This window comes from Bacillus sp. BML-BC051 (assembly GCF_019656175.1).
In the GTDB taxonomy this organism is placed as follows: domain Bacteria; phylum Bacillota; class Bacilli; order Bacillales; family Bacillaceae_G; genus Bacillus_A; species Bacillus_A mobilis.
In genome coordinates, this window is the sequence record NZ_BPLI01000010.1 from 33,542 (window position 1) to 57,000 (window position 23,459).

Sequence of the window (23,459 nt, forward strand, 5' to 3'; positions counted from 1 at the left end):
TTTCATCGATCCTTTCCCATGAAATACCTACTTGTTATTATTACCTTATTCGCCTAATTCCATCTTAATATATGCACGAGTAGTTGTCTAGACATTCGAATGAAATTTCCTTTTTGTTTAACAAAAAGGACACTTATTGCATCTCTCGCAATTATAGTATATGTTATTCAGTTTTCCAAAAAGGGGGAATATCCTCGTATCCTATTACTCATTTAAGTAGTGGCATTAATCCACTAGTTCCTATTGTTATATGCTCCCCATCTGTTTCCATTTCTACCGTACGTTTATTTGTTCCATATATCATTATACCATGCTGTTTTAAGCGTCTCACTACACTTTGGTGCGGATGCCCATACGGATTTCTGCTTCCATATGAAAGAATTGCAAACTGTGGCTCTACTTTCTTTAGAAACATTTCACTTGTTGAAGTATATGAGCCATGATGTCCCACCTTTAACACATCTGCATGTACATCAAATTGCTTTAATATTTCAGTTTCCGTCCGCACATCAGCGTCACCCATTAGTAAAAAATCCGCTTTTCCGTACCGTACCTTTAACACAATTGAAGATTCATTATTTTCATCTTTTGATTTCCCATTATTTAATACTTGTATGGAAACATGCGGATCTAGTGGTATGTATTGTCCCTCTTTTACTGAAACGAAAGGAATTCCTCTTTTTTTAATATGATTCCGGTATGTGTGATACGTAAAAGAACTATACGTTTTTCCACTATCTAATATAAGTGATACCGGCATTTGCTCTACAATCGGAATCAATCCCCCAATGTGATCCATATCAGGATGCGTACTGACGATAACATCTAAATGGTTAATCCCTTTTTCGATTAGTTTTTGAATAATAACCTCACCGGCTTCATAAGGTCCCCCATCAATTAACATCGTTTGTCCATTTGGCAATGTAATAAGTGTTGCATCACCTTGGCCAACTTTTAAAAAACTCACTTTCATTTTACCAAAATGTTGCCGCTGCGTATGTAAAGGAGACGCGGTATGAATAGACATCATATATCTTTTGGCCGATGTACTATTTAAAGAAAAGCATAACAAAACAGAAATTAACAATAAAATACTTCGCATACTTCTCATAACTCGTCTCCTTTTTTCAATTAGTATGGCACGGTATATAATTGATATACAAAAAAAGCTTAGCAAAATGCTAAGCTTTTATTTCGATATCTCCTGTAAAGAACCAAAGAATAAATCTGCTTCATTCATTTGTTCATTCTCTTCAGAAAGTGCCGGTAAATCATCTAATGTTTTCAGTCCAAATGTATCCAAAAATTCTTTCGTTGTTCCATATAAAATAGGACGCCCTGGCCCTTCTGCTCTTCCCATTTCCTTTATAAGTAAGTGTGAAACTAACGTTTGTAACGCCTTATCAGTTTTTACGCCTCTAATCTCTTCCATTTCAGTCCTTGTAATCGGTTGACGATATGCCACAATCGCTAACGTTTCTAGAGCAGCCTGAGAGAGTGAAGCAGCTGTTGGGATATCTATTAATTTTTGATAGTACGAAGCATGTTCTTTCTTTGTAGCAAAACGATATACTTTTGCATACTGTACAATTTGCAAACCGCGGTGTGCACCTTCACATTCTTTTTGCATTTCTTCTAAAATATCGATTACTTCATTTCCTTCAATTTCAAGGACTTTCGCTATTTGTTCTGGATAAATTCCTTCATCACCAGACACAAATAAAAGCCCTTCAATGATTGATTTCTGTTCTGCTCTATCCATTTTACGAGCTCCTTCCTCCTATTTTCTCCATAAAAATACACATCAAAAAACCGAATCACACTTCATGCGTTCGGTTCAATATTTTTTCTCTTGTTCCAAACGATACATTCAAACCTAGCATGAGATATAACTATTTCTATCTCATTTACCATACTAACTCTATGCAGATTTAGTAGAGCTTGATACGAAAATTTCATCAAAATTATGTTCTTGTTCAATTATAATTTGTTGATTTTTCATAAGCTCAAGAACCGCTAAAAATGTTACAACCATTATTTCCCGTTCATCATCAACAAACAAATCATAAAAACTTTGACGACCACCTTGTATTTCTAACTGCTTTAAAATATCAGTCATGCGCTGTGAAATTGGTATCTCTTGACGAGTAATACGTGTTGTTACAGGTTTCTTTGCTTTTTTACGGCGCATTAATTTTTGAAATGCCGCTAGCATATCATATAACGTAACATCAAGAGGTAAGTTTGTCTCCTCTTCTTGTTGCAATGATGTAAAATCAATTGGCGGACGTGTATATAGCTGTGCTCTTTCTAGTTCTCTTTCTTTTAGTTCAGTAGCAACTTGCTTATATTTCTTATATTCAATTAACCTCTCCATCAATTCTTGACGAGGATCATCTATAAAGTCATCACCGTTATCAAGTACATCTTCTTCATGTTTCGGCAACAACATTTTACTTTTAATTTGTAATAAAGTCGCAGCCATTACTAAATACTCACTTGCAACATCTAATTGTAATTCTTTCATCGTATGAACATAAGATAAATATTGCTCTGTAATTTCCGCTACAGGAATATTATATATGTCAATTTCATAACGATGTAGTAAATGTAACAATAAATCTAAAGGCCCTTCAAAAGCCTCTACTTTAAAATTATACTGCACAAAGCATCCCACCACATTTTTTCTATAACAACATAAGTATAGAGCATACTCATGTTCTATCCAACCTTTTTAAGAAATTTAATTAAAAATAGACCGATGCCTATATCATCATGCCCATCGCTTCATATGATAACAGTGTAGTAAGAACAATGTAGGAGGTCAAAAAACTATGGGTCACGTTGATTGCGGTTTTAGCGGTGGGTTCGCATTACTTGTTGTATTGTTTATTTTACTGATTATTGTAGGGGCAGCTTGCTTCTGCTAATATGAACAATAACGGCTAGGGAAAATTCCCTAGTCGTTTATTGTTCATATTTCTATGATACACTTGTATTTATAACCGTTAAACAGGGGTGAAGAACATGTATCCTACCGAATACATACAATTTTTAATTCATTTTCACGGAGATTATGATTATTTTGAATGCCATGAAATACTAGAAGAATATTGGAAAGAAAAACCAAGAGGAGATCGTGATTATTATTTAGTTGGTCTCATTCAAATTGCAGTTTCTTTATACCATCAAAGACGCTCTAACTGGAATGGCGCAGAAAAGATGATGAAAAGCGCCATAACGATTTTAGAAAAAAACAGTGCACCTTTACTACGTTTAGGAATAAATGCCTCACAACTTCTATTCTTACTCAAGGATAGATTGCAATCTATACAGAAAGAAGAAAATTTCACACCGTTATTTTTACCATTATCAGATACAGCATTAGAAAAGCATTGCATGGAATTATGTCAGAAACAAAACCTCCCTTGGAAAGACGTGAATGCTTCTTCTAATGAATATATAGTACATAAGCACAGATTACGTGATCGAACAGAAGTCATTACTGAACGAAACGAACAATTACAAAAAAGAAAACAGAGATAATAAACTACTTATCTCTGCTTTCACGAATGTATATTTTGTTCAAGCCCTTTACACTTTTTGCAAAAACTTGCTGTCTGCTCATTTCCGCAAATTGTAAACTCAAGAAATTTGCTCTTTAACTCTTGTACCATCTTCGTCCCAATACCCATATGACGGTGAGATGGGTTCACACTCAAATGCTGAATTTCCAAAACTTGATTCTCTTTTTTTACAATCCCCATTATCCCAACAAAATCTTCGTTTTGTTTCCACAAATACAATTGCCAATCATCCTTTGCTTCATAATCTTTCATAGTCAATTGTAATGTTTTCACATCTTTTTCCGTTGGCATAAATGAAAGAAGCCCCATTGCAATCTTTTCATAACTTTTTTTAAAACGAATTAACATAACCCTTATCCCTTCTTACAAAAGTTACAAACTATTAATCCCCTCAACCACTCTTTTCATATCATATTCATTTTACAATATTTTCAACAGAGTGAGAAGGGCTTAAAACAACTTGATAATCATACAAAGCGAAAAGAAGAAAGTCAAATATATGTTTCAGTACTATTTTTTCTAAGTAGATAGAAGGTGAAACGTTGTTATATGAAAGCGAAAAGAAACATCCACCACTCATTATCACTTCAATATCCATCACCTGAGAGCAAATGAATTCTAGCGAAATGAATGTAATAAAAAATATTTATTAAAACATGTAACCTAATGTATTCTATGTAATTTGTTAAAATTTTGTTCTCATAAGCGCCATATTTTCACTACAATAACAGTACTACTTGTATCATGTACCGCAAACGAAATCCCCATTCCTATTAAAAAAAAACAAAAAAGAGAGCCATAGCTCTCTTTTCCCATTAACTTATTCTTCCCAAACTTTAACTTCTTTCATTACATCGCCTTGACGCATGTTTAATACTGTTTCAATACCGCTTGTTGCTTTACCAAATACAGTATGTACACCATCTAAATGCGGTTGTGGCTCATGAACAACAAAGAATTGGCTACCGCCTGTGTTACGGCCAGCATGAGCCATAGAAAGTGATCCTACAAGGTGTCTATGAGGATTTCCATCAGTTTCACATGGGATAGAGTAACCTGGGCCACCTGCACCTGTTCCTGTTGGATCTCCACCTTGGCTTACGAAGCCAGGAATAACGCGGTGGAATGTCACACCATCATAAAATCCTTGCTCTGCTAGTTTTTTAAAGTTTTCTACTGTTTTTGGTGCCTCTTCTGGGAAAAATTCTAAATCGATTTTTTCACCATTTTCCATTAATATGTATCCTAAAGTTTTCATATGTATATGTCTCCTTTCAACTATCTCAGCACTATATTACCACATTCATGACTAGAAACAAAAAGAATCCGACAATCTACATACTTCTTTTTTGAAATGTGGAAAAAGCTAGGTGACAAATAAGAAATATATACTATAATAACTGTGTTGCCCGAAAATTTTAGAAAGAGAAAGGGAGCGATTTTTCGTGAAAACGAAATTACTAGCTCTGCTATTAGCTGTAACGGTATTTATGATGCCAACAGCTTCGTTTGCAGACATCATCGAAGGAGAATCAATTGTTACACTAGGAGAAAACTTGTCTGAACAACAAAAACAAGATCTGTTAAAAGAAATGAAAGCACCAAAAGATGCTACAATCATTACTGTGTCTAATGCGGAAGAACATAAATTTCTAGAAGGGATTGTTCCAAAAGCGCAAATTGGTACGAGAGCAATTTCCTCTTCTATGATTACATACACAAAGCCAGGATCTGGTCTCATTGTACGTTCAAAAAACATTAATTCGATAACAGATGCAATGTACACAAACGCACTTATTACAGCAGGTGTGAAAGATGCAGAAATTCAAATTACTGCACCATTTAAAGTTTCAGGAACTGCTGCTTTAACCGGTTTAATGAAAGCCTACGAAACAACATCGAACAAAGCAATTCCTGAGGAAGTAAAAAAAGTAGCCAATGAAGAAATGGTGCAAACAGCCCAGCTCGGCGATAAAATTGGTGAAGAAAAAGCAGTTCAACTTGTTGCAAAAATTAAAGAAGAAATTGCCAAAGAACAGCCAAAAACGACTGAAGATTTACGTTCATTAATAAAAAAAATTGCGGATCAACTTGGTATTACATTAACGGATGAACAGTTAGATAACTTAGTTGCTCTATTTGATAAAATGAAAAATCTTAATATCGATTGGAATCAAGTTGGCAGTCAGTTAAATAAAGCAAAAGAACACGTTTCTGCCTTTTTAGGATCTGAAGAAGGGCAAGGTTTCCTAGATAAAGTTAAAGATTTCTTCTCAAGTATCATTGATTTTGTTAAATCATTATTCAAGTAAAAAGAAGCTCGTCAGTGACGAGCTTCTTTTTTATACAAGTAACGGCAATTTCATAACAGCTTCTTCAACCGAACGAACAATATAATTTGCCTTCTCCTTCACATATGGATGAGCATGATGGAGAGTAAATGAATGCGGGGTTACTTCAAACATAGAAATATCATTGAAAGAATCTCCAATGCATGCAACTTCATTTGCTTCAATTTGTAAATGTTCCATTAATCGCCTTAAAGCACTTCCTTTATTTACTCCCCTTGGCATAATGTCAACATAGCGTTTACCAGACATAAAAACTTCTGCTTCGCTCTGAAATGTATCTCGTAACTCTTGATCTAATGCTGCAATTGTCTCTTCTTCCCCAAAAACAAACAATTTCGCAGGATGTACAGTCTTACCAAATTCCTCTTCTAATGCTTCTATCTCAGCAATATGCACGCCCATATACGTTTCAAAAGTGTGATGATGTTCATTCTTTCTTTTTGTATACCGTTGCTCATTTGCACAAACAATATCTGCTAGTCCCTTTTTCTGGATATATCGATATATTTCCTGGGCAATCCCATCTTCAAAACTTGATTCATGAAATATTTGTCCATCCGGCAGTAGCATCGTCGCTCCATTTAAACTCGTTGTGTAATACGGGAATGCAAACCTATTTACGACTTCATCAATTCGATGAGTAAAGCGGCCAGAGGCAAAACAAATATTTGTCCCTTTTTCAGCTAACCAACTAATTGCACGTTCATCTTCTTTTTGCATATGATTCACATTGTAAACGAGCGTATCATCTAAATCACTTACAAATAATTTAATCATGTCCTCTTCCCCTTCCATACACAATATCTACTCTAAGTGTACACAAAAAATGTTTGATTTTTGTTAAAAAACAATAAATTTTCGATAAAAAAATAAGCAGGAGGTTAATCCTGCTTATTTTTGCCTTCTTACATTTTGAGGCCTTACAATACTTGGGCGCACTTTTAAACTAGACATTGTTGGGCGTATTAGAATCTTTGTTAAAGCTCCCCAATCAAATGGTAGAAATGGCCATAAGTATGGTGTTTGTAAACTCTTTATAGATGTTAAAAATAAAAGTAATATCGTCATACCTATTACAAATCCCATCTCATGGAAGAGACCGGTTAAAATAATAACAAATAATTTTCCAATCTTATTTCCAAGTCCTAATTCATAACTTGGTGTTGCATATGCACCGATCACAGAAACTGCTACATACAAAATAACTTCTGGTACAAACAAACCTACATCTATTGCTATTTGACCAATTAATATGGCGGAAATTAGTCCTGCTGCAGACGATAACGGCGTTGGAGTATGAATGGCTGCCATCCTTAAAAACTCAAGTCCGACCTCTGCCATTAACACCTGTAATAGAATTGGTAAATGTGTCATCTTAGTCGGTCCAATAAAAGCAAGGTTTTCTGGTAAAAGAGTTGGATCAAATACAAATACTAACCAAAATGGTAGTAAAAACAAGGAAAATAAGACACCTAAAAAACGTACCCAACGTAAAAATGTACCTACAGCCGGATTTTGTCTAAACTCTTCTGCATGCTGTAAATGGTGGAAATATGTTGTTGGAGTAATCATAGCACTTGGTGATGTATCAACTAGTACTAACACATGTCCTTCTAATATATGATTCGCTGCGACATCCGGTCTTTCTGTATACCGAATAAGTGGGAATGGATTATAGCTTTGCTTTACAACAAATTCTTCCACTGTTTTATCCGCCATCGTAATTCCATCGACATCGATGTTATTTAATTCTTGTTTTATAATCTTAACTAAATCCGGATTTGCAACATCTTGTACATATGTAATACAAATATCCGTTTGCGATCTATCTCCTACTCGAATCATTTCATTTCGAAGACGCGGGTCACGTATCCTTCTACGGATTAACGCTGTATTTACAACGATATTTTCAACAAATCCATCCCTTGCACCACGTACTACCTTTTCTGTATCTGGTTCTGTCGGCGTCCGGCCCGGATAACTACGAACATCTATTGCGAACGCTTCCGTTTCACCTTCCACAAATATAATGATGAGTCCTGATAATACTTGGAGCATTACCTCGTCCATCGTTTTCACTTTACTTACTTGTTGATGAATTAAACGATTTTCTAAAAGCTTCACTGTATCTTCTTCTACATCCCTTATTTCATTTGTATCTACCGCTTCTTCTAAAATAGGAATAATATAATTCGTATCACAAAGTCCATTTACAAACAACACACCAATTTCTTTATTTAAAATTTGAAATTTACGTATGCCAACATCATATGTAACCCCTAGTCCAACTGTTTGCTTTAAATAATTTTCATTATCACTCAAAAAAGATGAAATAGGGATATTCACTTTTTTAGGCTTCGTCATAAAATCCACTCCTTTCCAAAATTAATTGAATTGCTTTTTTAGTAATTGGTGATCCTCTCTCCCATTCGTCATTGCCACACATCTTACCAATATCACCAACTCCCACAATGACAGGAACATTCAGATCATCTAAACAATAAATTGTATCGCCGCTAATTCTGCCAATTTCACCATCTGGAAGTCCAAATTTATCAACACCGTATTCGGTTAAATTCCCGTTTCGATCTACACTTACATCTACACGTGCCCATTCCCAATGATGTGTATTAGACGCTACTGCCAAAATCCCCAGTACATCAATTTGTTTATGTGTGGCTACATATTTTAAAGCCTTTTCACCAGATCCTTCTCCAATAAATCCACTGTCATCAAACATGACAAATACAGGGTCATATGGCGTTTGCATAATAAGCTCAACAACTTTCTTCCCTGTCAATTTGGTTGGATTACTTTGTGATGCTGAAATACACCTTCCCCCAAATTCCTTCGTTAAAAGCTCAATTGTTCGCTTTGCATATTCATCTCCATCTGTGACCAAAACAACCCTTCGTCTCATTTGATTTATCCTTTCGGTTTACATATAAGTGCTACAAAAAATGAAAATAATATCGCTGCAGAAATGCCTGCAGACGTTAAACTAAACATACCCATACCAATCCCAATATATCCGTGTTTTTCTGCCGCATGCATTGCCCCGTGTAATAGGGAATGTCCAAAACTTGTAATAGGAACTGTCGCACCAGCACCAGCAAACTTTATAAGCTTATCGTACAATCCGAATCCATCTAAAACTGCCCCTAGTACTACAAAGGTAGCCATTAAATGGGCTGGTGTTAGCTTTGCGAAATCTAACAATACCTGTCCAATTACACAAATGGCGCCTCCTACAAGAAATGCATATATAAAATCCACAATTCACTCTCCCTTCACTCTCTCAAATACAACACCATGTGCAATTGTTGGAATGGTTTCTTTCTGCTGCATCATCATCGGACTTAATAACGCACCAGTAGCAACGACAAAAATTCGTTGTAAATTCCCTTTTTGCATCTCGCTTAATAAATGACCATATGTGACAACAGCCGAACAAGCACAGCCACTACCACCTGCAAATACTTCTTCTTGACCAGAATCATAGATCATTAATCCGCAATCATTATATATATGCCCAATATCATAACCTTCTTCCAGTAAAAGCTGTTTCGCAATTGGTGTCCCAACAGCTGATAAATCACCGGTAACAATCAAATCATAATCTGCTGCGCTTCTCTTCAAATCTTCAAAATGTTGTTGAATTGTATGAGCAGCAGCCGGCGCCATCGCCGATCCCATATCTAAAGGATTCGCAATTCCTAAATCTTGCACTTTTCCAATCGTAGCTGCCGTAATTTTAATGGCACTTTTTTCTTTACTAATTAATATGGATCCAGCACCTGTAACAGTGGAGTTTGCCGTTCCTGGTTTTTGTCCCCCATACTCTGTTGGATAACGAAACTGTCTTTCAGCCGTTGCATTATGACTACTTACCGTCGCTAAAACACGATTTGCGAATCCACCGTCTATAAAGGCTGAACCAACCGCTAAAGTCTCCATCGAGGTCGCACAAGCGCTAAACATCCCTAAAAAGGGAATTCCCCACTTACGCGCAACATAATTGGCTGTCACTGTTTGATTTAATAAATCACCCGCTAAAAAGAAATCAATTTGTGATGTTTTTACATTTCCCTTTTGCACAACTTGCTGAATTGAATCTGACATTAATCTTCGTTCCGCAAGTTCCCAGTTTTCCTCTCCGCAATGTAAATCATCGTATGAAATATCAAAATCCTTTCCAAGAGGGCCTTCAGCTTCTTTCGGACCGACAGCAGTACCGGTTGCATTCACATAAATATCATTTTGAAATACCCACGTTTGTTTTCCAGTCAACCTCATACTAGCCCCTCCTTTAAGACATTAAAATGTTAAATGTATATCTTATTAACCCAATAATGTATGCCCCAACGACCCCAAAAACGATAACACTTCCCGCCAGCTTAAACATATTTGTAGCAACCCCAAGCACAATTCCTTCACTCTTATGTTCTAGCGCAGCGCTCGCCATAGAATTCGCAAATCCCGTAACAGGTACTGCCGATCCCGCTCCAGCAAATTGACCGATTTTATCATATACACCACAACCTGTTAAAATCGCCGATAACAATACAAGCGTTGCAACTGTCGGATTTCCTGCCTCTTGTTCACTGAAATGAAAATAATGTATATAAAATTTCATCAATACTTCTCCGACAGTACAAATGAGTCCACCTACAAGAAATGCCTTAACACAATTTATGAAATAATTTGGTTTCGGATGGTACTCCTTCACCTTATTTATGTAATCATCCTTTAGTTTTCGCCCTGTCATTTATATATTGCCTCCTACTTTACGAAATAAATCCAGTGAAACAACGAGCCTATTACTTTCCCAAGTACAAGAGCAACGAGTAAAACAACAATTTTCCCCTCTACCCCTACCCGTTTCGCTAAAATAGGTAAAACATTTAACACTTCTGTTAATGCGGCTGCAAGCATTCCAACGAATGTGCCACAAAATATACCTAATATAACAAGCCAATATTGCGATGTTTGAAATGTAATGTTTTTCAAGCTACACCAAGCCCCTGTTAACGTACCTGCAATAACTGCCCACTCAAAATATTGAATGTGCTTTCCACTTCTCGTTAATTGAGCTAGACGAGGGATTATACCAAGTACAGCTAAAAATGCGACATATCCGCTACCTACCGCAATCCCTCCCGCTAAACCAATTAAAATAACAAGCCCAGACTCAATCATCGGCAAGTTGTTTCATGTTGTCCTTGTTTTCATGAACAATTACATATTGGTCAAGTGACTGCTGATATTGGAACATCTCCACTTCTAACGGACTCGGCTCTTCATTAATTCGCTTTTGAAATACATGATTAAAAAATAAGACCATACCTAATCCAAGACCTAATGAATAAGGAATTTGAAATAAAAGTGGTTGTGCCTTAAATTCTCCCGTAATCATGTAATATAACCGTTGGTGCACTTGTTGCATGCTTACATCTTCATGGAAATAAATGATCGCAAGGGCCGCTCCAATGAAAAGTAACAACCATACAAGTCCAAAGAAAATTGGGTGTACTTTCTTTTTTTCATATATAATTTCAACAAGAGTTTGTCCAGAACCGAGTAAATTAATTTGTATATGAGCCGCTTTTCGCCTAATAACCTCAATTATTTTCATAATATCAATTACGACATGCGTCTTATCATGCGCTGTTATTTTGTAAATTACCTCATCTTGTAACGACTGAACTACCAGAGCATCTCCCGCAAGTTGAGCAACATCACCCAGCTTCACTTCATACGTAGGCGAAACTTTTAATCGATTACGCATTTTAATATAAATTGTTTGTTCCAATTTCCATTCACCTCTTCACTCTTCCTCGTAGTTGTAGTATGGTTATTGAATTTTTTTCTAATACAATTTTTTCATAAAAAAACATCTGTACCGTTTCGGTACAGATGTTTTTTATTTTATGCCTTTTTCTTAAATAAATTTGCAATACTTAATGCGAGTCCTCCCCAAATGACTACCATACCAATAACCATCATCATAATCGCTGATCCGCTCATTATGAAACACCCCGATCTTTCCATTCTTTTTCAAGCTTAGCAGAATCTGAATGTATTTGTGCATTCCATTTCTTTATACTAATGATTAGTGCAACGATAAGGAACGCTGCTGCAATTGACCAACCATATGTTACGACAAACTCCGTTGGATAATCTCCGTAGTTCTTTTTAATATTTTGGATTGTACCATCAATTAACATGTACCCTAGCATAAGCGGGGTAATAACGAGTAAACTCACTCTCCAAAATGTCCCTAACTTAATATCAGATACGAAATTTGCGTGATTTTGATAAACTGGTAAACGGCGTAAAATGAGTCCTATCGTAACTACTTCTGCTAATGCAATTGAAATTAATCCGAAGTTATTAGCGAAATAATCAACAACATCTAGGAACATAAGCCCGCCACGTGTTGCAAAAACAAGAGAAACTAGTACGAGAAGCGTCCCCATAATTCCAATTGTTTTTTGGCGGCTTAAGCTGAACTTTTCAGATACGGCCGCAAAACATACTTCCGCAAGCGAAATGAGAGATGTAATTCCGGCAACCGTTAATGATAAGAAAAATAATACGCCAAATAACGGTGACATCGGTAATTCATTAATAATTTGCGGGAATACTACGAATGCAAGTCCTACACCAGCACTTGCTACTTTATCAACTGGTACTCCCATATTGTTTGCCATAAATCCAAGAGCTGCAAAGACCCCAATTCCTGCTAACAATTCAAATCCTGAGTTTGCAAAACCAGTAATAAAGGCATTATTTGTTGTATCTGAGTTTTTCGGTAAATAACTAGAATACGTAATCATAATTCCAAATGCTAAAGATAAGCTAAAGAAAATTTGACCATAAGCAGCAAGCCATACCTTCCCATCAAAAATACGACTCCAATCTGGTTTGAAGAATGCATCTAACCCTTGCATCGCACCCTCCATCGTCACTGCACGAACTACGATAATAAGGAACATAACAACTAGTAAAGGAATGAAAATACGGTTAACCACTTCAATTCCCTTTTTTACTCCTTTGAATGCAACGCCGAGCACAATAATCCAAACGAGAGCTAATGGAATTAATACTTCCGGCACAAGCCCCCCAAACTGCCCTGGCTTATCTGCAACATGTAAGTACTCTTTAAATAAAAATGATTGCGTGTCTTTCCCCCATGCTCCAGTAATTGCAAAGTACGTATATGAAATAGACCAAGCAATAATTACTGCATAATATGTTGAAACGATAAACGTTACACACATTTGCCACCATCCAATGAATTCAGCACGCCGATGAATACGGAAGAACGTAAGCGGCGCTGAACCACGGTGACGATGCCCAAGAGCAAATTCAAACGCCAATAATGAAATACCAGTCGTTAATAATGCGAATAAGTACGGTAAAAAGAATGCGCCTCCTCCATTTTCATACGCTGTATAAGGAAAACGCCATATGTTTCCTAATCCAACGGCAGAGCCGACCGCTGCGAAAATAAATCCAGCCCTCGTTCCCCATTGTTGCCTCGTTTCCATATTTCCTTCCCCCTTTGTGACAAGTTCATACTTGGATTATATTTTAAATTTACTAAATTATCAATAAATTCTGTAAACTTTTACGAAAGTTTACAATCTCCTCCTAGTAAAGGCATAAAAAAAGATCGAATAGCTATTCATCTATTCGATCTTTCATCTGTTTTAATATTTTCTTTTCAAGTCTTGAAACTTGTACTTGCGAAATGCCTATGCGCTCTGCTACTTCTGATTGGGTTTGATCTTTATAGTAGCGTAAATACACGATTAAACGTTCTCGCTCATCTAATTCTCTAATTGCTTCTTTTAAAGCAATTTTATCAAACCATTTCGTTTCAGATTGATCTGCAATTTGATCTAAAATAGTAATTGGGTCCCCGTCGTTTTCATACACCGTTTCATGTATAGATGAAGGAGCTCGACTCGCTTCTTGCGCCAGAACCACTTCCTCTGGCGTTAGTTCTAACGCTTCGGCTACTTCATTAATCGTTGGGGCCCTTCCGAATTCTTTCGAAAGCTCGTCTCTCATCTTTCGAATTTTATTTCCTGTTTCTTTTAAAGACCTGCTTACTTTCACTGATCCATCATCACGTAAAAATCGTTGTATTTCTCCAATAATCATTGGAACTGCATATGTTGAAAATTTCACGTCGAAAGATAAATCAAATTTATCTACCGATTTTAAGAGCCCAATACATCCAATTTGAAATAAATCGTCTGGTTCGTATCCTCGATTAAGAAAACGCTGCACAACCGACCATACGAGACGCATATTACTTTGAACGATTGTATCTCTCGCTTGTTGATCTCCATCTTGACTTTGTTGAATTAACGCTTTTAGCTCGTGGTCCTTTAACTGAGGTTTCTTCTTCTCATTTTTGACCTCTATGTCCATAGGCTATTCTCCTTAATTGCATAGAGCGTTACTATTTGATAAGTATTTTGTCAAATGGATTGTTGTCCCGAAAGATTCGTTTGAAATAACTTCTACTTCATCCATAAAATTTTCCATGATAGTAAATCCCATTCCGGAACGCTCTAATTCAGGTTTAGTTGTAAAAAGGGGTTGTCTTGCTTCATCTAAATCAAAGATGCCAATCCCTTCATCTCGAATCGTGAGTTTCACCATTGCTTCTTCCAAAATTACAGAAATATAAACAACACCTTCTGCATTTCCTTCGTACCCATGAATAATTGCATTTGTAACTGCTTCTGACACAACTGTTTTAATCTCCGTAAGTTCTTCCATCGTTGGGTCTAGTTGCGCAATAAAAGCAGCTACTGTAACGCGAGCAAACGATTCATTTTGACTTAATGCTGAAAATTGAAGGTTCATTTCATTTCTCATTTATGCCACCCCCAACGTCGCGAGCGCATGCGCTTCACTTTCTTCTAAGCGAACAATTTTAAATAAGCCCGACATTTCAAATAAACGTTTAACAGGCGGTGAAATTGCACAAACAACCATTTCTCCACCTAATCCCTTTACATGCTTATATCGGCCTAATATAACACCTAAACCAGAACTATCCATAAACGATAAGTTCTCTAGGCTCAAAACAATATGATGAACACCATGTGTCTCAATCATATCTGTTACTTTCGTTCGCAACTCTTCAGCAGTATGATGATCTAATTCACCCGCTAGTCTCACACATAGGACGTCACGTTTTACTTCTAATTGCATGGAAAGACTCACACGATTTCCTCCTTATGCTCAAACTTTACTCATTTACATACATAAAGATTTTCGTGATTCAACATAAGAATCCTTCCTACTGACAAAAGAAGAACTATTTCGCCATAAAGTGAAAGCATTCAGCAATTTTTTACTTTCATACGAATAGAAAAGCGGCAAAATGTTTGCCGCTATTTTGATGTTGAAAACATCCCAAAACTTCTTTTAAATAACTCCCACCAGCTCGCCGCAGCAACATCTTCTTTTGCTACAATTGTTTGTTTTAATAAAACATCTTTATCTTTTTTAATAACAAGTGTACCAAGTGCATCGCCCTTTTTAATCGGCGCTTTCACTTTCTTTTCAGCAATTACTTCTTGCTTTACTTTGTCCATATTTTCGCCCTTCTTCATAAGAAGAGACACATTGTCTGACGCAACTAAATCTACTTTTTCTTTTTTTCCTTTTCCTACTTGGACAGTCTTAATTTTTTCGCCTCGTGTATACAATTTCTTTGTCATATATTGACCAAATGCATAGTCAAGAAGCTTCGTTACTTGATTGTTCCGTTCTTTCGATGTAGGTGCACCCATAACAACTGAAATAACACGCATCCCATTCTTTTCAGCCGATGCTGTTAAACAATATTTTGCTTCTGTCGTAAAGCCCGTTTTCACGCCATCTACTCCAGGATAAAAACGTACTAACTTATTCGTATTCACGAGCCAAAACTTCTTATCCGTATCTTCACGTAAATAGTCTTCATATTTACCCGTGTATTTGCGAATAAGTGGGTACTTCATTAATTCTCTCGCCATTATAGCCATATCATTTGCTGTAGAATAATGGTCTTTAGCCGGAAGACCTGTTGGATTTTGGAAATGAGTGTTTTTCAGTCCTAAATCTTTCGCTTTTTTGTTCATCATATTTACAAAACCTTCTTCTGAACCAGCGATATGCTCCGCTACTGCAACAGACGCATCATTTCCAGATGCAATGGCAATACCCTTTAGCATTTCATTTACAGTCATCTCTTCACCAGGCTCTAAAAAGATTTGTGATCCACCCATTGAAGCTGCATGTTCACTTGCTCTAACTTTATCGGTTAGTTTTAGTTTTCCTTTTTCAACTTGTTCCATAATTAATAGCATTGTCATAATCTTCGTCATACTAGCAGGTGGTAACTTCTCATTTGGATTTTTATCAAACAAAACTTTACCTGTATCTTGTTCAATTACAATTGCTGACGACGCTTGTTCCGCTAACTTCGGCGTTGTTTCTTCTGTTTTCTCCTGCTTCGTTTTCTCAGATTGTGCGAAACTAACTGAAGTACCAGAAAGCAATAACATGAAACAAACAAGTATTCCAAAAACTCGCTTCATGACTAACCCTCCATTCTATATCAGACCTATTTTTTCCAATTTTTTATTTTTTAATACCATTTTTTTCTAATATTTTCAGTTGACAAATACATTCATCACCTATATTGTATTAAGTGTATTACACCGAGTAGTACACTTAATACAAGTCAGAAAGGAGACATTGCTCTTGCATATTCAACTTGATCCAAGAAGCAACACTCCGATATGGGAACAAATTGTTCAAAATATAAAAGAACTCGTATTGAAGAACATGTTAGCTCCAAGTGACAAACTACCTTCTGTACGCGAACTTGCTTCTTTACTCGTTATAAATCCAAATACAGTGAGTAAGGCGTACCAAGAGTTAGAGCGACAAGGGATTATTGAAACATTACGAGGAAAAGGAACATTTGTATCCCAATCGATTACCCCAACATTAGACGAAAGGAAAATCGCTATGGTTGAAAAGCAATTTCATCAATTACTATTAGAAGCCTCTTATCTTGGTGTTACGAAAGATAAAATTCATGATTGGATAGATTCATATTACAAAGAGATTGGAGGAAATGCGGATGCTGAAAGTGACAAGCTTGAAGAAAACGATTGATAATCAAACAATTTTAGATGATGTTTCTTTCACATTACAAAGAGGAAGTATCATCGGATTACTCGGAAGAAACGGTGCAGGGAAAACAACTTTATTACGAACGATGGTCGGCATTTTAGACCCTGATGCAGGGACTGTTACATATGAAGATACAAACATTCATCAGTGTCCTGAAATAAAGCAAAAAATCGTATATGTTCCGGATTCTACTAACATATTGAACGGATATACGGTAAAAGAAATTGTAAAGTTTTATAAAGAAGTTTATACCGCATTTGATGAAGCATATTTCTATGAACTTTTAGAACGTTTTAACTTACCAAACAAACGAATTCGTAGCTATTCAAAAGGAATGAAAGCACTCCTTGCCATCATTTTAGCCGTTTCTACAAAAGCAGAATATATCATTTTAGATGAACCGACAAACGGACTTGATCCTATCGTTAAACGGCAGATTTTACAGTTTCTCGTTGGAGAAGTTGCAGAAAAAGAGATTACCATTTTCATCTCAACTCACCATTTAGATGAAGTGGAACAAATTGCAGATACAATCATTATATTAAAAGGCCATACTATCTCTTCTATCACATCACTAGACGATGCAAAATCACGATTTGCTAAAATACAAGTAGCTTATGAACGATCACTACCTCAAAAACTAGAAAACTTAAGCAATATTAAAATATTAAATCAAACAGGAAAAGTATTTACAATCTTAATTGAGGGAAATGTAGCTACAACACTGGAGAAGTTTTATAAAGAACAACCTATACTCATTGAGGAATTAACAATGTCACTTGAAGATGTCTTCGTTACGACACTGGAGGAGGATGGGTATGTTTCATAAGGCGTTGTGGATGTGGAATTGGAAACGCGGGAAATATGCTGTGTTACTATTCTTCTTTAGTTCGCTTTATCTTTTATCTTTAGGATACTATAGAAGTGCTCAGATGGAACTCGATAAATATTACGAATTACAAGAAAAAGGGAAACAGTATTATTATTTTTATACCTTTTCTTCAGGAGAAGGTAATAGTTTTTGGTTAACTCTTCTTATCATTGCTTTAGCCTGCTTATTGATAGGTTGGGAACGTAGTAACCAATCTAATACACTACTTATGACGATGCCGTTTAAAAGAAAAGATGTTTTCTTATCGAAATGGGCTTTCGGTTCCTTTTGTATTGTGAGCTCATTACTTGTAAATTGGATTCTTATGTATGTTATTTATAGAACAACTATTCATTTTGATTATCAATCATTTAGTCCGTTTCATCGATACTTTCTTTATGCCATTGTTTCTTATGTTGCAGTATATACAGCTGCACTATGCATCGGTACTTTTACTGGAAGCATTGTTTCCCAGGTTGTTTTTTGTATTCCGTGGCTACTAATGGGACTTACATTTATTCCACTAGTTTACACTTTTACAATAAATCATTTAGAAGCTACCGATCCTAAAAATTATAAGCTATATGAACAACTTTATGAAATCAATCAAAAAACAAATATAGTTGCACCAATATATCGCTTTTCTATTGATTATAACTATGATCCAGAATACCGAAAGCAGGACAACGATCCAACTACTTTAAGAAATCCAGTATCTCATAAATATTATTCAGCCAAATCAATGTTAGTCCCTATTTTCTATACAATATTTTATTTACTACTTGGGACATATTTATATATGCGGTCACCAAATGAAAATAGTCAAAAGATATTTATTTTCCAAAAACATTTAAAAATATGGATATGGGGGACAACCATTTACTTTGCATTACTAGGTGGCTATAAAATAAATCAATTTTATTTCTTACCTAACTACTATATCAGTTTGTTTCTCGCTGGAATCATTACTTATGTTGTATTATCACGCCTAACAAATTATAAAGTTTTTTAAAGGAGAGATCCTATGTTTCAAAAAGCACTGTGGCTAAGAACATATCAACAAAGTAAATATGTTGTATGGTTATTTTGGCTCGTCAGCTTCTATACTTTGTCATATAAATACTATATGACTTCTATTCAACAGCAATATTTTCTAAATATGAATAAAGAATCGAAAATTATATATCATTACAATTTTGATTTATCACTTATGGAACCTGTCATATTTCAAGGTGCTGCACTTATCGTTCTGGCCTGTACATTAATCGGCTGGGAAAGACAAAATAACTATAGCGACTTGTTATGGTCTATGCCATTTAAACGTTCACACCTTTATATAACGAAATGGTTGTTTGGACTCTGTAATATCGCGGCTGTTGTCGTTTTAAACTGGGGACTATTTGCTATTATGAAAAAGTTGACTTTTCATAATAAATATCAAGTATTCTCCCCCTTTCATAGTTACTTTATATACATGTTAATTGTATTATTCGCAATTTATACACTTGCCTTATGTGTAGGAACCATTGCAGGGAATATTATATCGCAAGGATTTCTCACTGCAGTTATACTATTCTTCCCAGCTTTACTTCCATCACTTATCTCAGGAGTCATTGTTGTTCACTCAAACACTGAATTTCATGAGGACAAAAGTCTTATACATAATATGATGGAAAACATACGTATTTCTAGTCCAGCAGAAGATTTTTATATTGACTTTAATTATGATCCACAAAGCGCTTATACCGATCAGAATGGAGTGCGTCATAACGAACCAAACTTTACAAAGATTCCACCGGCAAAAACATTGATTGGATCTATCGCACATATCATTGTTTTATTACCACTCGGTATATATTTATATGCCCGTTCAGCCAATGAGCGAAATGGTAACTACTTACTATATCCAAAACTACAAAAAGTAGTTTTAGCTTGTGCGATTTTCTTTGGTGGGATCATTGGAGGTTTAATACTAAGTCACAAGCAGTCATTGTCCAGCTTTTACATCGGATTTTTATTGACTAGTTTCATTACGTATTTCTTCCTACCTAAAATATTAAAATGGAAAGTCTCTTGGAATTTTAAATAAAATAACCTCCTCTCGATGAGGAGGTTATTTCACATTCTCTCTTCTTTTCCCATACTCTTTTTCTTGCTTCGTTCCAAATCCGTCACCATTTGCCACGATTTGATCTGTTGGAGCAACTATACTTTCAGCAATTCTCCATTCTCCCCCTTGTTGAATAAACACTTGCATAAAATAATTCATGCCATTTAACTGATACGAATTTTCTTTTTTCACTTCATAACGAGCTGCAACATAATACACTTGCACATTCTCAGCCTCAAACTTAGAAATATATTGTGATAATCTCGGGATGTACTGCGATGCTTTTTGAAGTGGTAGTTGTTTTACTTTTACAAGAGAAGACTTTGTTACATTACTAATCGTATCTTCATGCCGAGTGTCATCACTATGATGAAATAAAATAGTATTCTGCATTGAACGAATCCATAGTTTTGAATATAAAACAGGTTGCTTATTTGAAATATGTTGTAATTCTTTTTGAACGACTTGGAGAGGCGATGCGGCATCCGCGAATTGATTAAAGCAGAAAAAACTTCCGATCATAATGAAAAGCATAGAAATACGTTTCATAATTTTTCACTCCGATTCTTTTTAATTAAAGTATTGGAGTTTCAAAATATTTTTATTCAAAAGAAAAAGGATAGGAAAGCTTTCGCTTCCTATCCTCATTTATTATAATACGCGGCCAAATAGCTCTAACACCATTTCTATTTCTTGGTCGCTCCAACCTTTAAATCTCTCTTTATAATATTCTTTACGCACAGCTTCAAGTTTTTCAGTTACTTCTCTTCCGTGTTCTGTAATTTCTAAGTACACGATACGACGGTCAGAATTTGAACGCTTTCTTTCTACAAAGCCTTTTCGTACGAGACGATCAGTAACAGCTGTAATATGACTGGAGGTTACGTTTACTTCACTCGCAATTTGCGAAGCCATCTGTGGACTCTTTAAAAATAACGCGCGTAATACAGAAAATTCATTGTATGGCATATGTTCTGCAAAACGTGTATTAATATCATTTTGTAATAAACGTATCATCTTTCGAAATGATCCGGATAATTCTAAAATCAGTGTTTCTCTTTTTTCGTTCACTAGCCTCGTCCCTTTTTTATCATATTTACACATATTATAATCTATAAATACCCTCGTTGTATATGCTTTCTTTCTCTAACATTCCCATTTATGTAACTTTTTCATACAAATTTCTTTTTTGTTCACACATATACATATAAATAAGGATGGTGATGGAAAATGCAAGGTGGAATGAACCCTTATTTACACAATGTACGTACAGCTAATACTGGAAAAGAAGCTACCATTACAGTGCAAGGTGAAGGCGTTGTAAAAGCAAAACCAAATGTTGTTATATTAACAATTGGTATTCGTACAGATCATAAAAATGTAAAACAGGCACAAGAAGAGAATGCAGTGCAATCAAAACAATTATTAGATGCACTAAAACAACTAGGGATTGCTGACAAAAATATAGAAACCATTTCATATACGATTACGCCCCAGTACGAATATGTAAATGATAAAGCATTACTACAAGGATACCGTGTGGAACATTTGTATGAAATTACCGTTTTAAATGTACAAAAAGCAGGGGAAGTATATGATATAGCCGTTTCAAATGGAGCAAACTTAGCAAAAGGGTTACGTTTTCGAATATCTCATCCAAATAAATATTACGAGCAAGCTCTCATTCAAGCTCTGCAGCAAGCGGTAGAAAAAGCTCGTGCTATTGCGAGTACATACAATTTAAACATTAATCCTGTTCCACTCTCATTCGTTGAAGAATCTGCTCAATTACCACGAGAAGTTGCGTCCTTTGCTACTTTACATGCACAAGCAGCTCCGCCCATTCAATCGGGAGAATTAGAAATCATTTCAACAATACGAGCGATTTTTACGTATTTATAAATAATTTCATTTATAAGTAAACGTTATCATTTTCCTTGTTGTAAAAACATGATGTTCTGATATAATAAAGGACGGTGAGCTCTTACGAAAGAGATATCACGGGTGGGAGAGGGATATGAAAAAGAAGGTTTAACATGAAAGGAATACTTGAAAGAACATTTAAATTAGGTTTACACGAAACATCACCAAAACAAGAAGTTTTAGCTGGAGTTACGTCATTTTTCACGATCGTATATATTATGATTGTAAATGCATCCATTTTATCCGATGCTGGCATTCCTCTTGAAGCTGGAATTTTAGCAACTGTTTTCAGTTCATTTATCGGATGTCTGCTCATGGCATTTTGGGCAAATGCACCTGCTATTCTTGTCCCTGGTATGGGTGTAAATGCATTCTTCACGTACACCGCTGTGCATACGCTCGGATTAACTTGGCAGGAAGCATTAGCAGCTGTCTTCATCTCTGGTATTATTTTTGCAATTGCTGCGTTTACACCAATCGCTCGCGTGCTTTCAGTATCGATTCCAAAGTCATTAAAGGAAGCTATTACTGTCGGTATCGGATTATTTTTAGCATTTATCGGATTGCAAAAAGGTGGTTTAGTCGTTTCGAATCCAAATACTGCTGTTGCAATGGGTAAATTAAGTAACCCTGTCGTTCTTGCGACACTACTTACTCTTATCGTTGCACTTGTACTATTTATTCGTAACGTACGTGGAAGCTTTTTATGGACGATTGCAATAGGAACTGGTATTGCATGGCTATTTGGTCTTGTTGATACAAGTCAAATCGGAACTAGTTCATTCTCATTCGCTAATTACGGCGATGTGTTTGGAGCTATGTCATTTGGCAAACTTTCTTCCTTACCGTTTTGGATTGCAACATTCTCCTTAAGCATGGTGCTTATTTTTGAGAACATGGGACTTCTGCACGGTTTATTAGAAGATGACCGTAAATTCCCACGTGCTTACCAAGCCAATGCAATTTCAGCAATGACATGTGGTCTATTTGGCACAAGCCCTACCGTATCAACAGTAGAGAGTGCCGCAGGTATTACTGCAGGCGGAAAGACAGGTCTGACGTCTATCGTTACAGGGTTGTTATTCTTTGCATCACTGTTTGCACTTCCGTTTGTCAAACTAATTCCTGATAGTGCCATTGCACCAATCTTAATTATTATTGGCGGCCTGATGATTACAAGCATTCAGCAAATTCCTCTGAACGATTTTTCAGAAGGATTTCCAGCGTTCTTAATTATCGTCATGATCCCGCTCACATATAGTATCGCTGATGGCATTGCGTTCGGATTTATTGCTTATCCTATCTTAAAAGTTGCTCTTGGAAAGCATAAAGAAGTCGCACCGTCTATGTATATCGTTACATGCTTATTCTTAGCCATGTTTGTATTACATGCTATTGGTTAA

Annotated in this window: 31 protein-coding genes; 9 read left to right on the forward strand and 22 right to left on the reverse strand. The window is 35.9% G+C overall.

Annotation, left to right across the window (positions count from 1 at the left end):
• Window positions 1-208: 208 nt before the first annotated feature.
• From K5S59_RS03815 to scpA, 3 genes are all read right to left on the reverse strand, one after another.
• Entirely contained in the window at window positions 209-1,111 is a 903-nt protein-coding gene (locus K5S59_RS03815; RefSeq protein WP_001257289.1) for a ComEC/Rec2 family competence protein, read from the reverse strand.
• A gap of 78 nt (window positions 1,112-1,189) precedes the next feature.
• Window positions 1,190-1,762, reverse strand: coding sequence for a segregation/condensation protein ScpB (gene scpB, locus K5S59_RS03820; protein WP_000373148.1), 573 nt, complete (start codon window positions 1,760-1,762; stop codon window positions 1,190-1,192).
• Between the two features lie 159 nt (window positions 1,763-1,921).
• Window positions 1,922-2,665 carry a segregation/condensation protein A gene (scpA, locus tag K5S59_RS03825; RefSeq protein WP_001199768.1) on the reverse strand — a complete coding sequence of 248 codons (744 nt, stop codon included), beginning with the start codon at window positions 2,663-2,665 and terminating at the stop codon, window positions 1,922-1,924.
• A 169-nt stretch (window positions 2,666-2,834) separates the two neighbouring features.
• On the opposite strand from scpA, the gene K5S59_RS03830 reads away from it, so the two are divergent.
• Both K5S59_RS03830 and K5S59_RS03835 read left to right on the forward strand, forming a co-directional pair.
• On the forward strand, window positions 2,835-2,930 hold the full coding sequence (locus K5S59_RS03830; RefSeq protein WP_000510194.1) for a YjcZ family sporulation protein: 96 nt from the start codon (window positions 2,835-2,837) through the stop codon (window positions 2,928-2,930).
• 97 nt (window positions 2,931-3,027) lie between these two features.
• On the forward strand, window positions 3,028-3,546 hold the full coding sequence (locus K5S59_RS03835) for a DUF309 domain-containing protein (protein ID WP_000283573.1): 519 nt from the start codon (window positions 3,028-3,030) through the stop codon (window positions 3,544-3,546).
• Window positions 3,547-3,566: 20 nt separating this feature from the next.
• On the opposite strand, the gene ribT is transcribed toward K5S59_RS03835, so the two are convergent.
• The 3 genes from ribT to K5S59_RS03845 form a co-directional block, all read right to left on the reverse strand.
• Window positions 3,567-3,935 carry a GNAT family N-acetyltransferase RibT gene (ribT, locus tag K5S59_RS03840; RefSeq protein ID WP_000908397.1) on the reverse strand — a complete coding sequence of 123 codons (369 nt, stop codon included), beginning with the start codon at window positions 3,933-3,935 and terminating at the stop codon, window positions 3,567-3,569.
• A gap of 67 nt (window positions 3,936-4,002) precedes the next feature.
• On the reverse strand, window positions 4,003-4,185 hold the full coding sequence (locus tag K5S59_RS30085; RefSeq protein WP_002072932.1) for a hypothetical protein: 183 nt from the start codon (window positions 4,183-4,185) through the stop codon (window positions 4,003-4,005).
• Window positions 4,186-4,407: 222 nt separating this feature from the next.
• Window positions 4,408-4,845, reverse strand: a complete 438-nt coding sequence (locus tag K5S59_RS03845) for a peptidylprolyl isomerase (RefSeq protein ID WP_000853785.1) — start codon at window positions 4,843-4,845, stop codon at window positions 4,408-4,410.
• 187 nt (window positions 4,846-5,032) lie between these two features.
• On the opposite strand from K5S59_RS03845, the gene K5S59_RS03850 reads away from it, so the two are divergent.
• Complete coding sequence (locus tag K5S59_RS03850; RefSeq protein WP_000850509.1) at window positions 5,033-5,899, forward strand: DUF1002 domain-containing protein; 867 nt, start codon at window positions 5,033-5,035, stop codon at window positions 5,897-5,899.
• A 30-nt stretch (window positions 5,900-5,929) separates the two neighbouring features.
• Here the strand turns inward: K5S59_RS03850 and K5S59_RS03855 are convergent, their stop codons facing one another.
• From K5S59_RS03855 to dacF, 14 genes are all read right to left on the reverse strand, one after another.
• Complete coding sequence (locus K5S59_RS03855; RefSeq protein ID WP_120450843.1) at window positions 5,930-6,733, reverse strand: Cof-type HAD-IIB family hydrolase; 804 nt, start codon at window positions 6,731-6,733, stop codon at window positions 5,930-5,932.
• A gap of 96 nt (window positions 6,734-6,829) precedes the next feature.
• Window positions 6,830-8,302, reverse strand: a complete 1,473-nt coding sequence (gene spoVAF / locus K5S59_RS03860) for a spore germination protein (RefSeq protein ID WP_212981880.1) — start codon at window positions 8,300-8,302, stop codon at window positions 6,830-6,832.
• Window positions 8,289-8,858, reverse strand: coding sequence for a stage V sporulation protein SpoVABEA (gene spoVAEA / locus K5S59_RS03865; RefSeq protein ID WP_001254415.1), 570 nt, complete (start codon window positions 8,856-8,858; stop codon window positions 8,289-8,291). The genes spoVAF and spoVAEA overlap by 14 nt, the downstream gene beginning before the upstream one ends.
• A gap of 5 nt (window positions 8,859-8,863) precedes the next feature.
• Window positions 8,864-9,214 carry a stage V sporulation protein AE gene (gene spoVAE, locus K5S59_RS03870; RefSeq protein WP_000345910.1) on the reverse strand — a complete coding sequence of 117 codons (351 nt, stop codon included), beginning with the start codon at window positions 9,212-9,214 and terminating at the stop codon, window positions 8,864-8,866.
• Between the two features lie 3 nt (window positions 9,215-9,217).
• Entirely contained in the window at window positions 9,218-10,234 is a 1,017-nt protein-coding gene (spoVAD, locus tag K5S59_RS03875; protein WP_098258871.1) for a stage V sporulation protein AD, read from the reverse strand.
• A gap of 13 nt (window positions 10,235-10,247) precedes the next feature.
• Window positions 10,248-10,706, reverse strand: a complete 459-nt coding sequence (spoVAC, locus tag K5S59_RS03880; protein ID WP_000147729.1) for a stage V sporulation protein AC — start codon at window positions 10,704-10,706, stop codon at window positions 10,248-10,250.
• A gap of 14 nt (window positions 10,707-10,720) precedes the next feature.
• A complete protein-coding gene (gene spoVAB, locus K5S59_RS03885; RefSeq protein ID WP_000572949.1) occupies window positions 10,721-11,137 on the reverse strand; it encodes a stage V sporulation protein SpoVAB in 417 nt (138 codons plus the stop codon).
• A complete protein-coding gene (gene spoVAA / locus K5S59_RS03890; protein ID WP_000438357.1) occupies window positions 11,130-11,750 on the reverse strand; it encodes a stage V sporulation protein SpoVAA in 621 nt (206 codons plus the stop codon). The genes spoVAB and spoVAA overlap by 8 nt, the downstream gene beginning before the upstream one ends.
• A gap of 116 nt (window positions 11,751-11,866) precedes the next feature.
• A complete protein-coding gene (locus K5S59_RS03895; protein ID WP_000016829.1) occupies window positions 11,867-11,965 on the reverse strand; it encodes a methionine/alanine import family NSS transporter small subunit in 99 nt (32 codons plus the stop codon).
• The gene (locus K5S59_RS03900) at window positions 11,965-13,491 is read right to left on the reverse strand and encodes a sodium-dependent transporter (RefSeq protein WP_000450078.1); all 1,527 of its coding nucleotides are present in this window, start codon (window positions 13,489-13,491) and stop codon (window positions 11,965-11,967) included. Before K5S59_RS03900 ends, K5S59_RS03895 begins: the two co-directional genes overlap by 1 nt.
• A 133-nt stretch (window positions 13,492-13,624) precedes the next feature.
• On the reverse strand, window positions 13,625-14,383 hold the full coding sequence (gene sigF, locus K5S59_RS03905; protein ID WP_000350734.1) for an RNA polymerase sporulation sigma factor SigF: 759 nt from the start codon (window positions 14,381-14,383) through the stop codon (window positions 13,625-13,627).
• 12 nt (window positions 14,384-14,395) lie between these two features.
• Window positions 14,396-14,836 carry an anti-sigma F factor gene (spoIIAB, locus tag K5S59_RS03910; RefSeq protein WP_001243399.1) on the reverse strand — a complete coding sequence of 147 codons (441 nt, stop codon included), beginning with the start codon at window positions 14,834-14,836 and terminating at the stop codon, window positions 14,396-14,398.
• Complete coding sequence (spoIIAA, locus tag K5S59_RS03915) at window positions 14,837-15,187, reverse strand: anti-sigma F factor antagonist (protein ID WP_000059133.1); 351 nt, start codon at window positions 15,185-15,187, stop codon at window positions 14,837-14,839. It lies immediately after the preceding gene.
• A 170-nt stretch (window positions 15,188-15,357) separates the two neighbouring features.
• Window positions 15,358-16,548: a serine-type D-Ala-D-Ala carboxypeptidase DacF gene (dacF, locus tag K5S59_RS03920; RefSeq protein ID WP_000831998.1), complete on the reverse strand. Its 1,191-nt coding sequence runs from the start codon at window positions 16,546-16,548 to the stop codon at window positions 15,358-15,360.
• A 166-nt stretch (window positions 16,549-16,714) separates the two neighbouring features.
• Here dacF and K5S59_RS03925 point away from each other — a divergent pair, with 166 nt between their 5' ends.
• From K5S59_RS03925 to K5S59_RS03940, 4 genes are read left to right on the forward strand one after another with little or no spacing between them, the layout of a single operon-like run.
• Entirely contained in the window at window positions 16,715-17,134 is a 420-nt protein-coding gene (locus K5S59_RS03925; RefSeq protein ID WP_000548032.1) for a GntR family transcriptional regulator, read from the forward strand.
• Window positions 17,100-17,981, forward strand: a complete 882-nt coding sequence (locus K5S59_RS03930; RefSeq protein WP_098110681.1) for an ABC transporter ATP-binding protein — start codon at window positions 17,100-17,102, stop codon at window positions 17,979-17,981. Before K5S59_RS03925 ends, K5S59_RS03930 begins: the two co-directional genes overlap by 35 nt.
• Window positions 17,971-19,035, forward strand: a complete 1,065-nt coding sequence (locus K5S59_RS03935; RefSeq protein WP_000468552.1) for an ABC transporter permease subunit — start codon at window positions 17,971-17,973, stop codon at window positions 19,033-19,035. Before K5S59_RS03930 ends, K5S59_RS03935 begins: the two co-directional genes overlap by 11 nt.
• Before the next feature lie 12 nt (window positions 19,036-19,047).
• Entirely contained in the window at window positions 19,048-20,112 is a 1,065-nt protein-coding gene (locus K5S59_RS03940; protein ID WP_120450844.1) for an ABC transporter permease subunit, read from the forward strand.
• Between the two features lie 24 nt (window positions 20,113-20,136).
• Here the strand turns inward: K5S59_RS03940 and K5S59_RS03945 are convergent, their stop codons facing one another.
• Together K5S59_RS03945 and K5S59_RS03950 are read right to left on the reverse strand one after the other, a co-directional pair.
• Window positions 20,137-20,682: a hypothetical protein gene (locus K5S59_RS03945; RefSeq protein ID WP_000822686.1), complete on the reverse strand. Its 546-nt coding sequence runs from the start codon at window positions 20,680-20,682 to the stop codon at window positions 20,137-20,139.
• Window positions 20,683-20,784: 102 nt separating this feature from the next.
• On the reverse strand, window positions 20,785-21,204 hold the full coding sequence (locus tag K5S59_RS03950) for a MarR family winged helix-turn-helix transcriptional regulator (protein ID WP_001003309.1): 420 nt from the start codon (window positions 21,202-21,204) through the stop codon (window positions 20,785-20,787).
• A 159-nt stretch (window positions 21,205-21,363) separates the two neighbouring features.
• On the opposite strand from K5S59_RS03950, the gene K5S59_RS03955 reads away from it, so the two are divergent.
• Complete coding sequence (locus K5S59_RS03955; protein ID WP_001161443.1) at window positions 21,364-22,035, forward strand: SIMPL domain-containing protein; 672 nt, start codon at window positions 21,364-21,366, stop codon at window positions 22,033-22,035.
• Window positions 22,036-22,169: 134 nt separating this feature from the next.
• Entirely contained in the window at window positions 22,170-23,459 is a 1,290-nt protein-coding gene (locus tag K5S59_RS03960; protein ID WP_000676232.1) for an NCS2 family permease, read from the forward strand.

Bases quoted from the DNA above. Each gene is read 5' to 3' on its own strand.
- dacF (WP_000831998.1), bottom strand. From the start codon at position 16,548: ATGAAGCGAGTTTTTGGAATACTTGTTTGTTTCATGTTATTGCTTTCT.
- sigF (WP_000350734.1), bottom strand. From the start codon at position 14,383: ATGGACATAGAGGTCAAAAATGAGAAGAAGAAACCTCAGTTAAAGGAC.
- K5S59_RS03945 (WP_000822686.1), bottom strand. From the start codon at position 20,682: ATGAAACGTATTTCTATGCTTTTCATTATGATCGGAAGTTTTTTCTGC.
- spoVAB (WP_000572949.1), bottom strand. From the start codon at position 11,137: ATGATTGAGTCTGGGCTTGTTATTTTAATTGGTTTAGCGGGAGGGATT.
- K5S59_RS03960 (WP_000676232.1), top strand. From the start codon at position 22,170: ATGAAAGGAATACTTGAAAGAACATTTAAATTAGGTTTACACGAAACA.
- spoIIAB (WP_001243399.1), bottom strand. From the start codon at position 14,836: ATGAGAAATGAAATGAACCTTCAATTTTCAGCATTAAGTCAAAATGAA.
- K5S59_RS03930 (WP_098110681.1), top strand. From the start codon at position 17,100: ATGCTGAAAGTGACAAGCTTGAAGAAAACGATTGATAATCAAACAATT.
- spoVAF (WP_212981880.1), bottom strand. From the start codon at position 8,302: ATGACGAAGCCTAAAAAAGTGAATATCCCTATTTCATCTTTTTTGAGT.
- spoVAEA (WP_001254415.1), bottom strand. From the start codon at position 8,858: ATGAGACGAAGGGTTGTTTTGGTCACAGATGGAGATGAATATGCAAAG.
- K5S59_RS03940 (WP_120450844.1), top strand. From the start codon at position 19,048: ATGTTTCAAAAAGCACTGTGGCTAAGAACATATCAACAAAGTAAATAT.
- ribT (WP_000908397.1), bottom strand. From the start codon at position 3,935: ATGTTAATTCGTTTTAAAAAAAGTTATGAAAAGATTGCAATGGGGCTT.
- K5S59_RS03835 (WP_000283573.1), top strand. From the start codon at position 3,028: ATGTATCCTACCGAATACATACAATTTTTAATTCATTTTCACGGAGAT.
- scpB (WP_000373148.1), bottom strand. From the start codon at position 1,762: ATGGATAGAGCAGAACAGAAATCAATCATTGAAGGGCTTTTATTTGTG.
- K5S59_RS03895 (WP_000016829.1), bottom strand. From the start codon at position 11,965: ATGAGCGGATCAGCGATTATGATGATGGTTATTGGTATGGTAGTCATT.
- spoVAD (WP_098258871.1), bottom strand. From the start codon at position 10,234: ATGAGGTTGACTGGAAAACAAACGTGGGTATTTCAAAATGATATTTAT.
- K5S59_RS03845 (WP_000853785.1), bottom strand. From the start codon at position 4,845: ATGAAAACTTTAGGATACATATTAATGGAAAATGGTGAAAAAATCGAT.
- K5S59_RS30085 (WP_002072932.1), bottom strand. From the start codon at position 4,185: ATGGATATTGAAGTGATAATGAGTGGTGGATGTTTCTTTTCGCTTTCA.
- K5S59_RS03815 (WP_001257289.1), bottom strand. From the start codon at position 1,111: ATGAGAAGTATGCGAAGTATTTTATTGTTAATTTCTGTTTTGTTATGC.
- K5S59_RS03900 (WP_000450078.1), bottom strand. From the start codon at position 13,491: ATGGAAACGAGGCAACAATGGGGAACGAGGGCTGGATTTATTTTCGCA.
- K5S59_RS03855 (WP_120450843.1), bottom strand. From the start codon at position 6,733: ATGGAAGGGGAAGAGGACATGATTAAATTATTTGTAAGTGATTTAGAT.
- K5S59_RS03830 (WP_000510194.1), top strand. From the start codon at position 2,835: ATGGGTCACGTTGATTGCGGTTTTAGCGGTGGGTTCGCATTACTTGTT.
- K5S59_RS03935 (WP_000468552.1), top strand. From the start codon at position 17,971: ATGTTTCATAAGGCGTTGTGGATGTGGAATTGGAAACGCGGGAAATAT.
- spoVAC (WP_000147729.1), bottom strand. From the start codon at position 10,706: ATGACAGGGCGAAAACTAAAGGATGATTACATAAATAAGGTGAAGGAG.
- K5S59_RS03955 (WP_001161443.1), top strand. From the start codon at position 21,364: ATGCAAGGTGGAATGAACCCTTATTTACACAATGTACGTACAGCTAAT.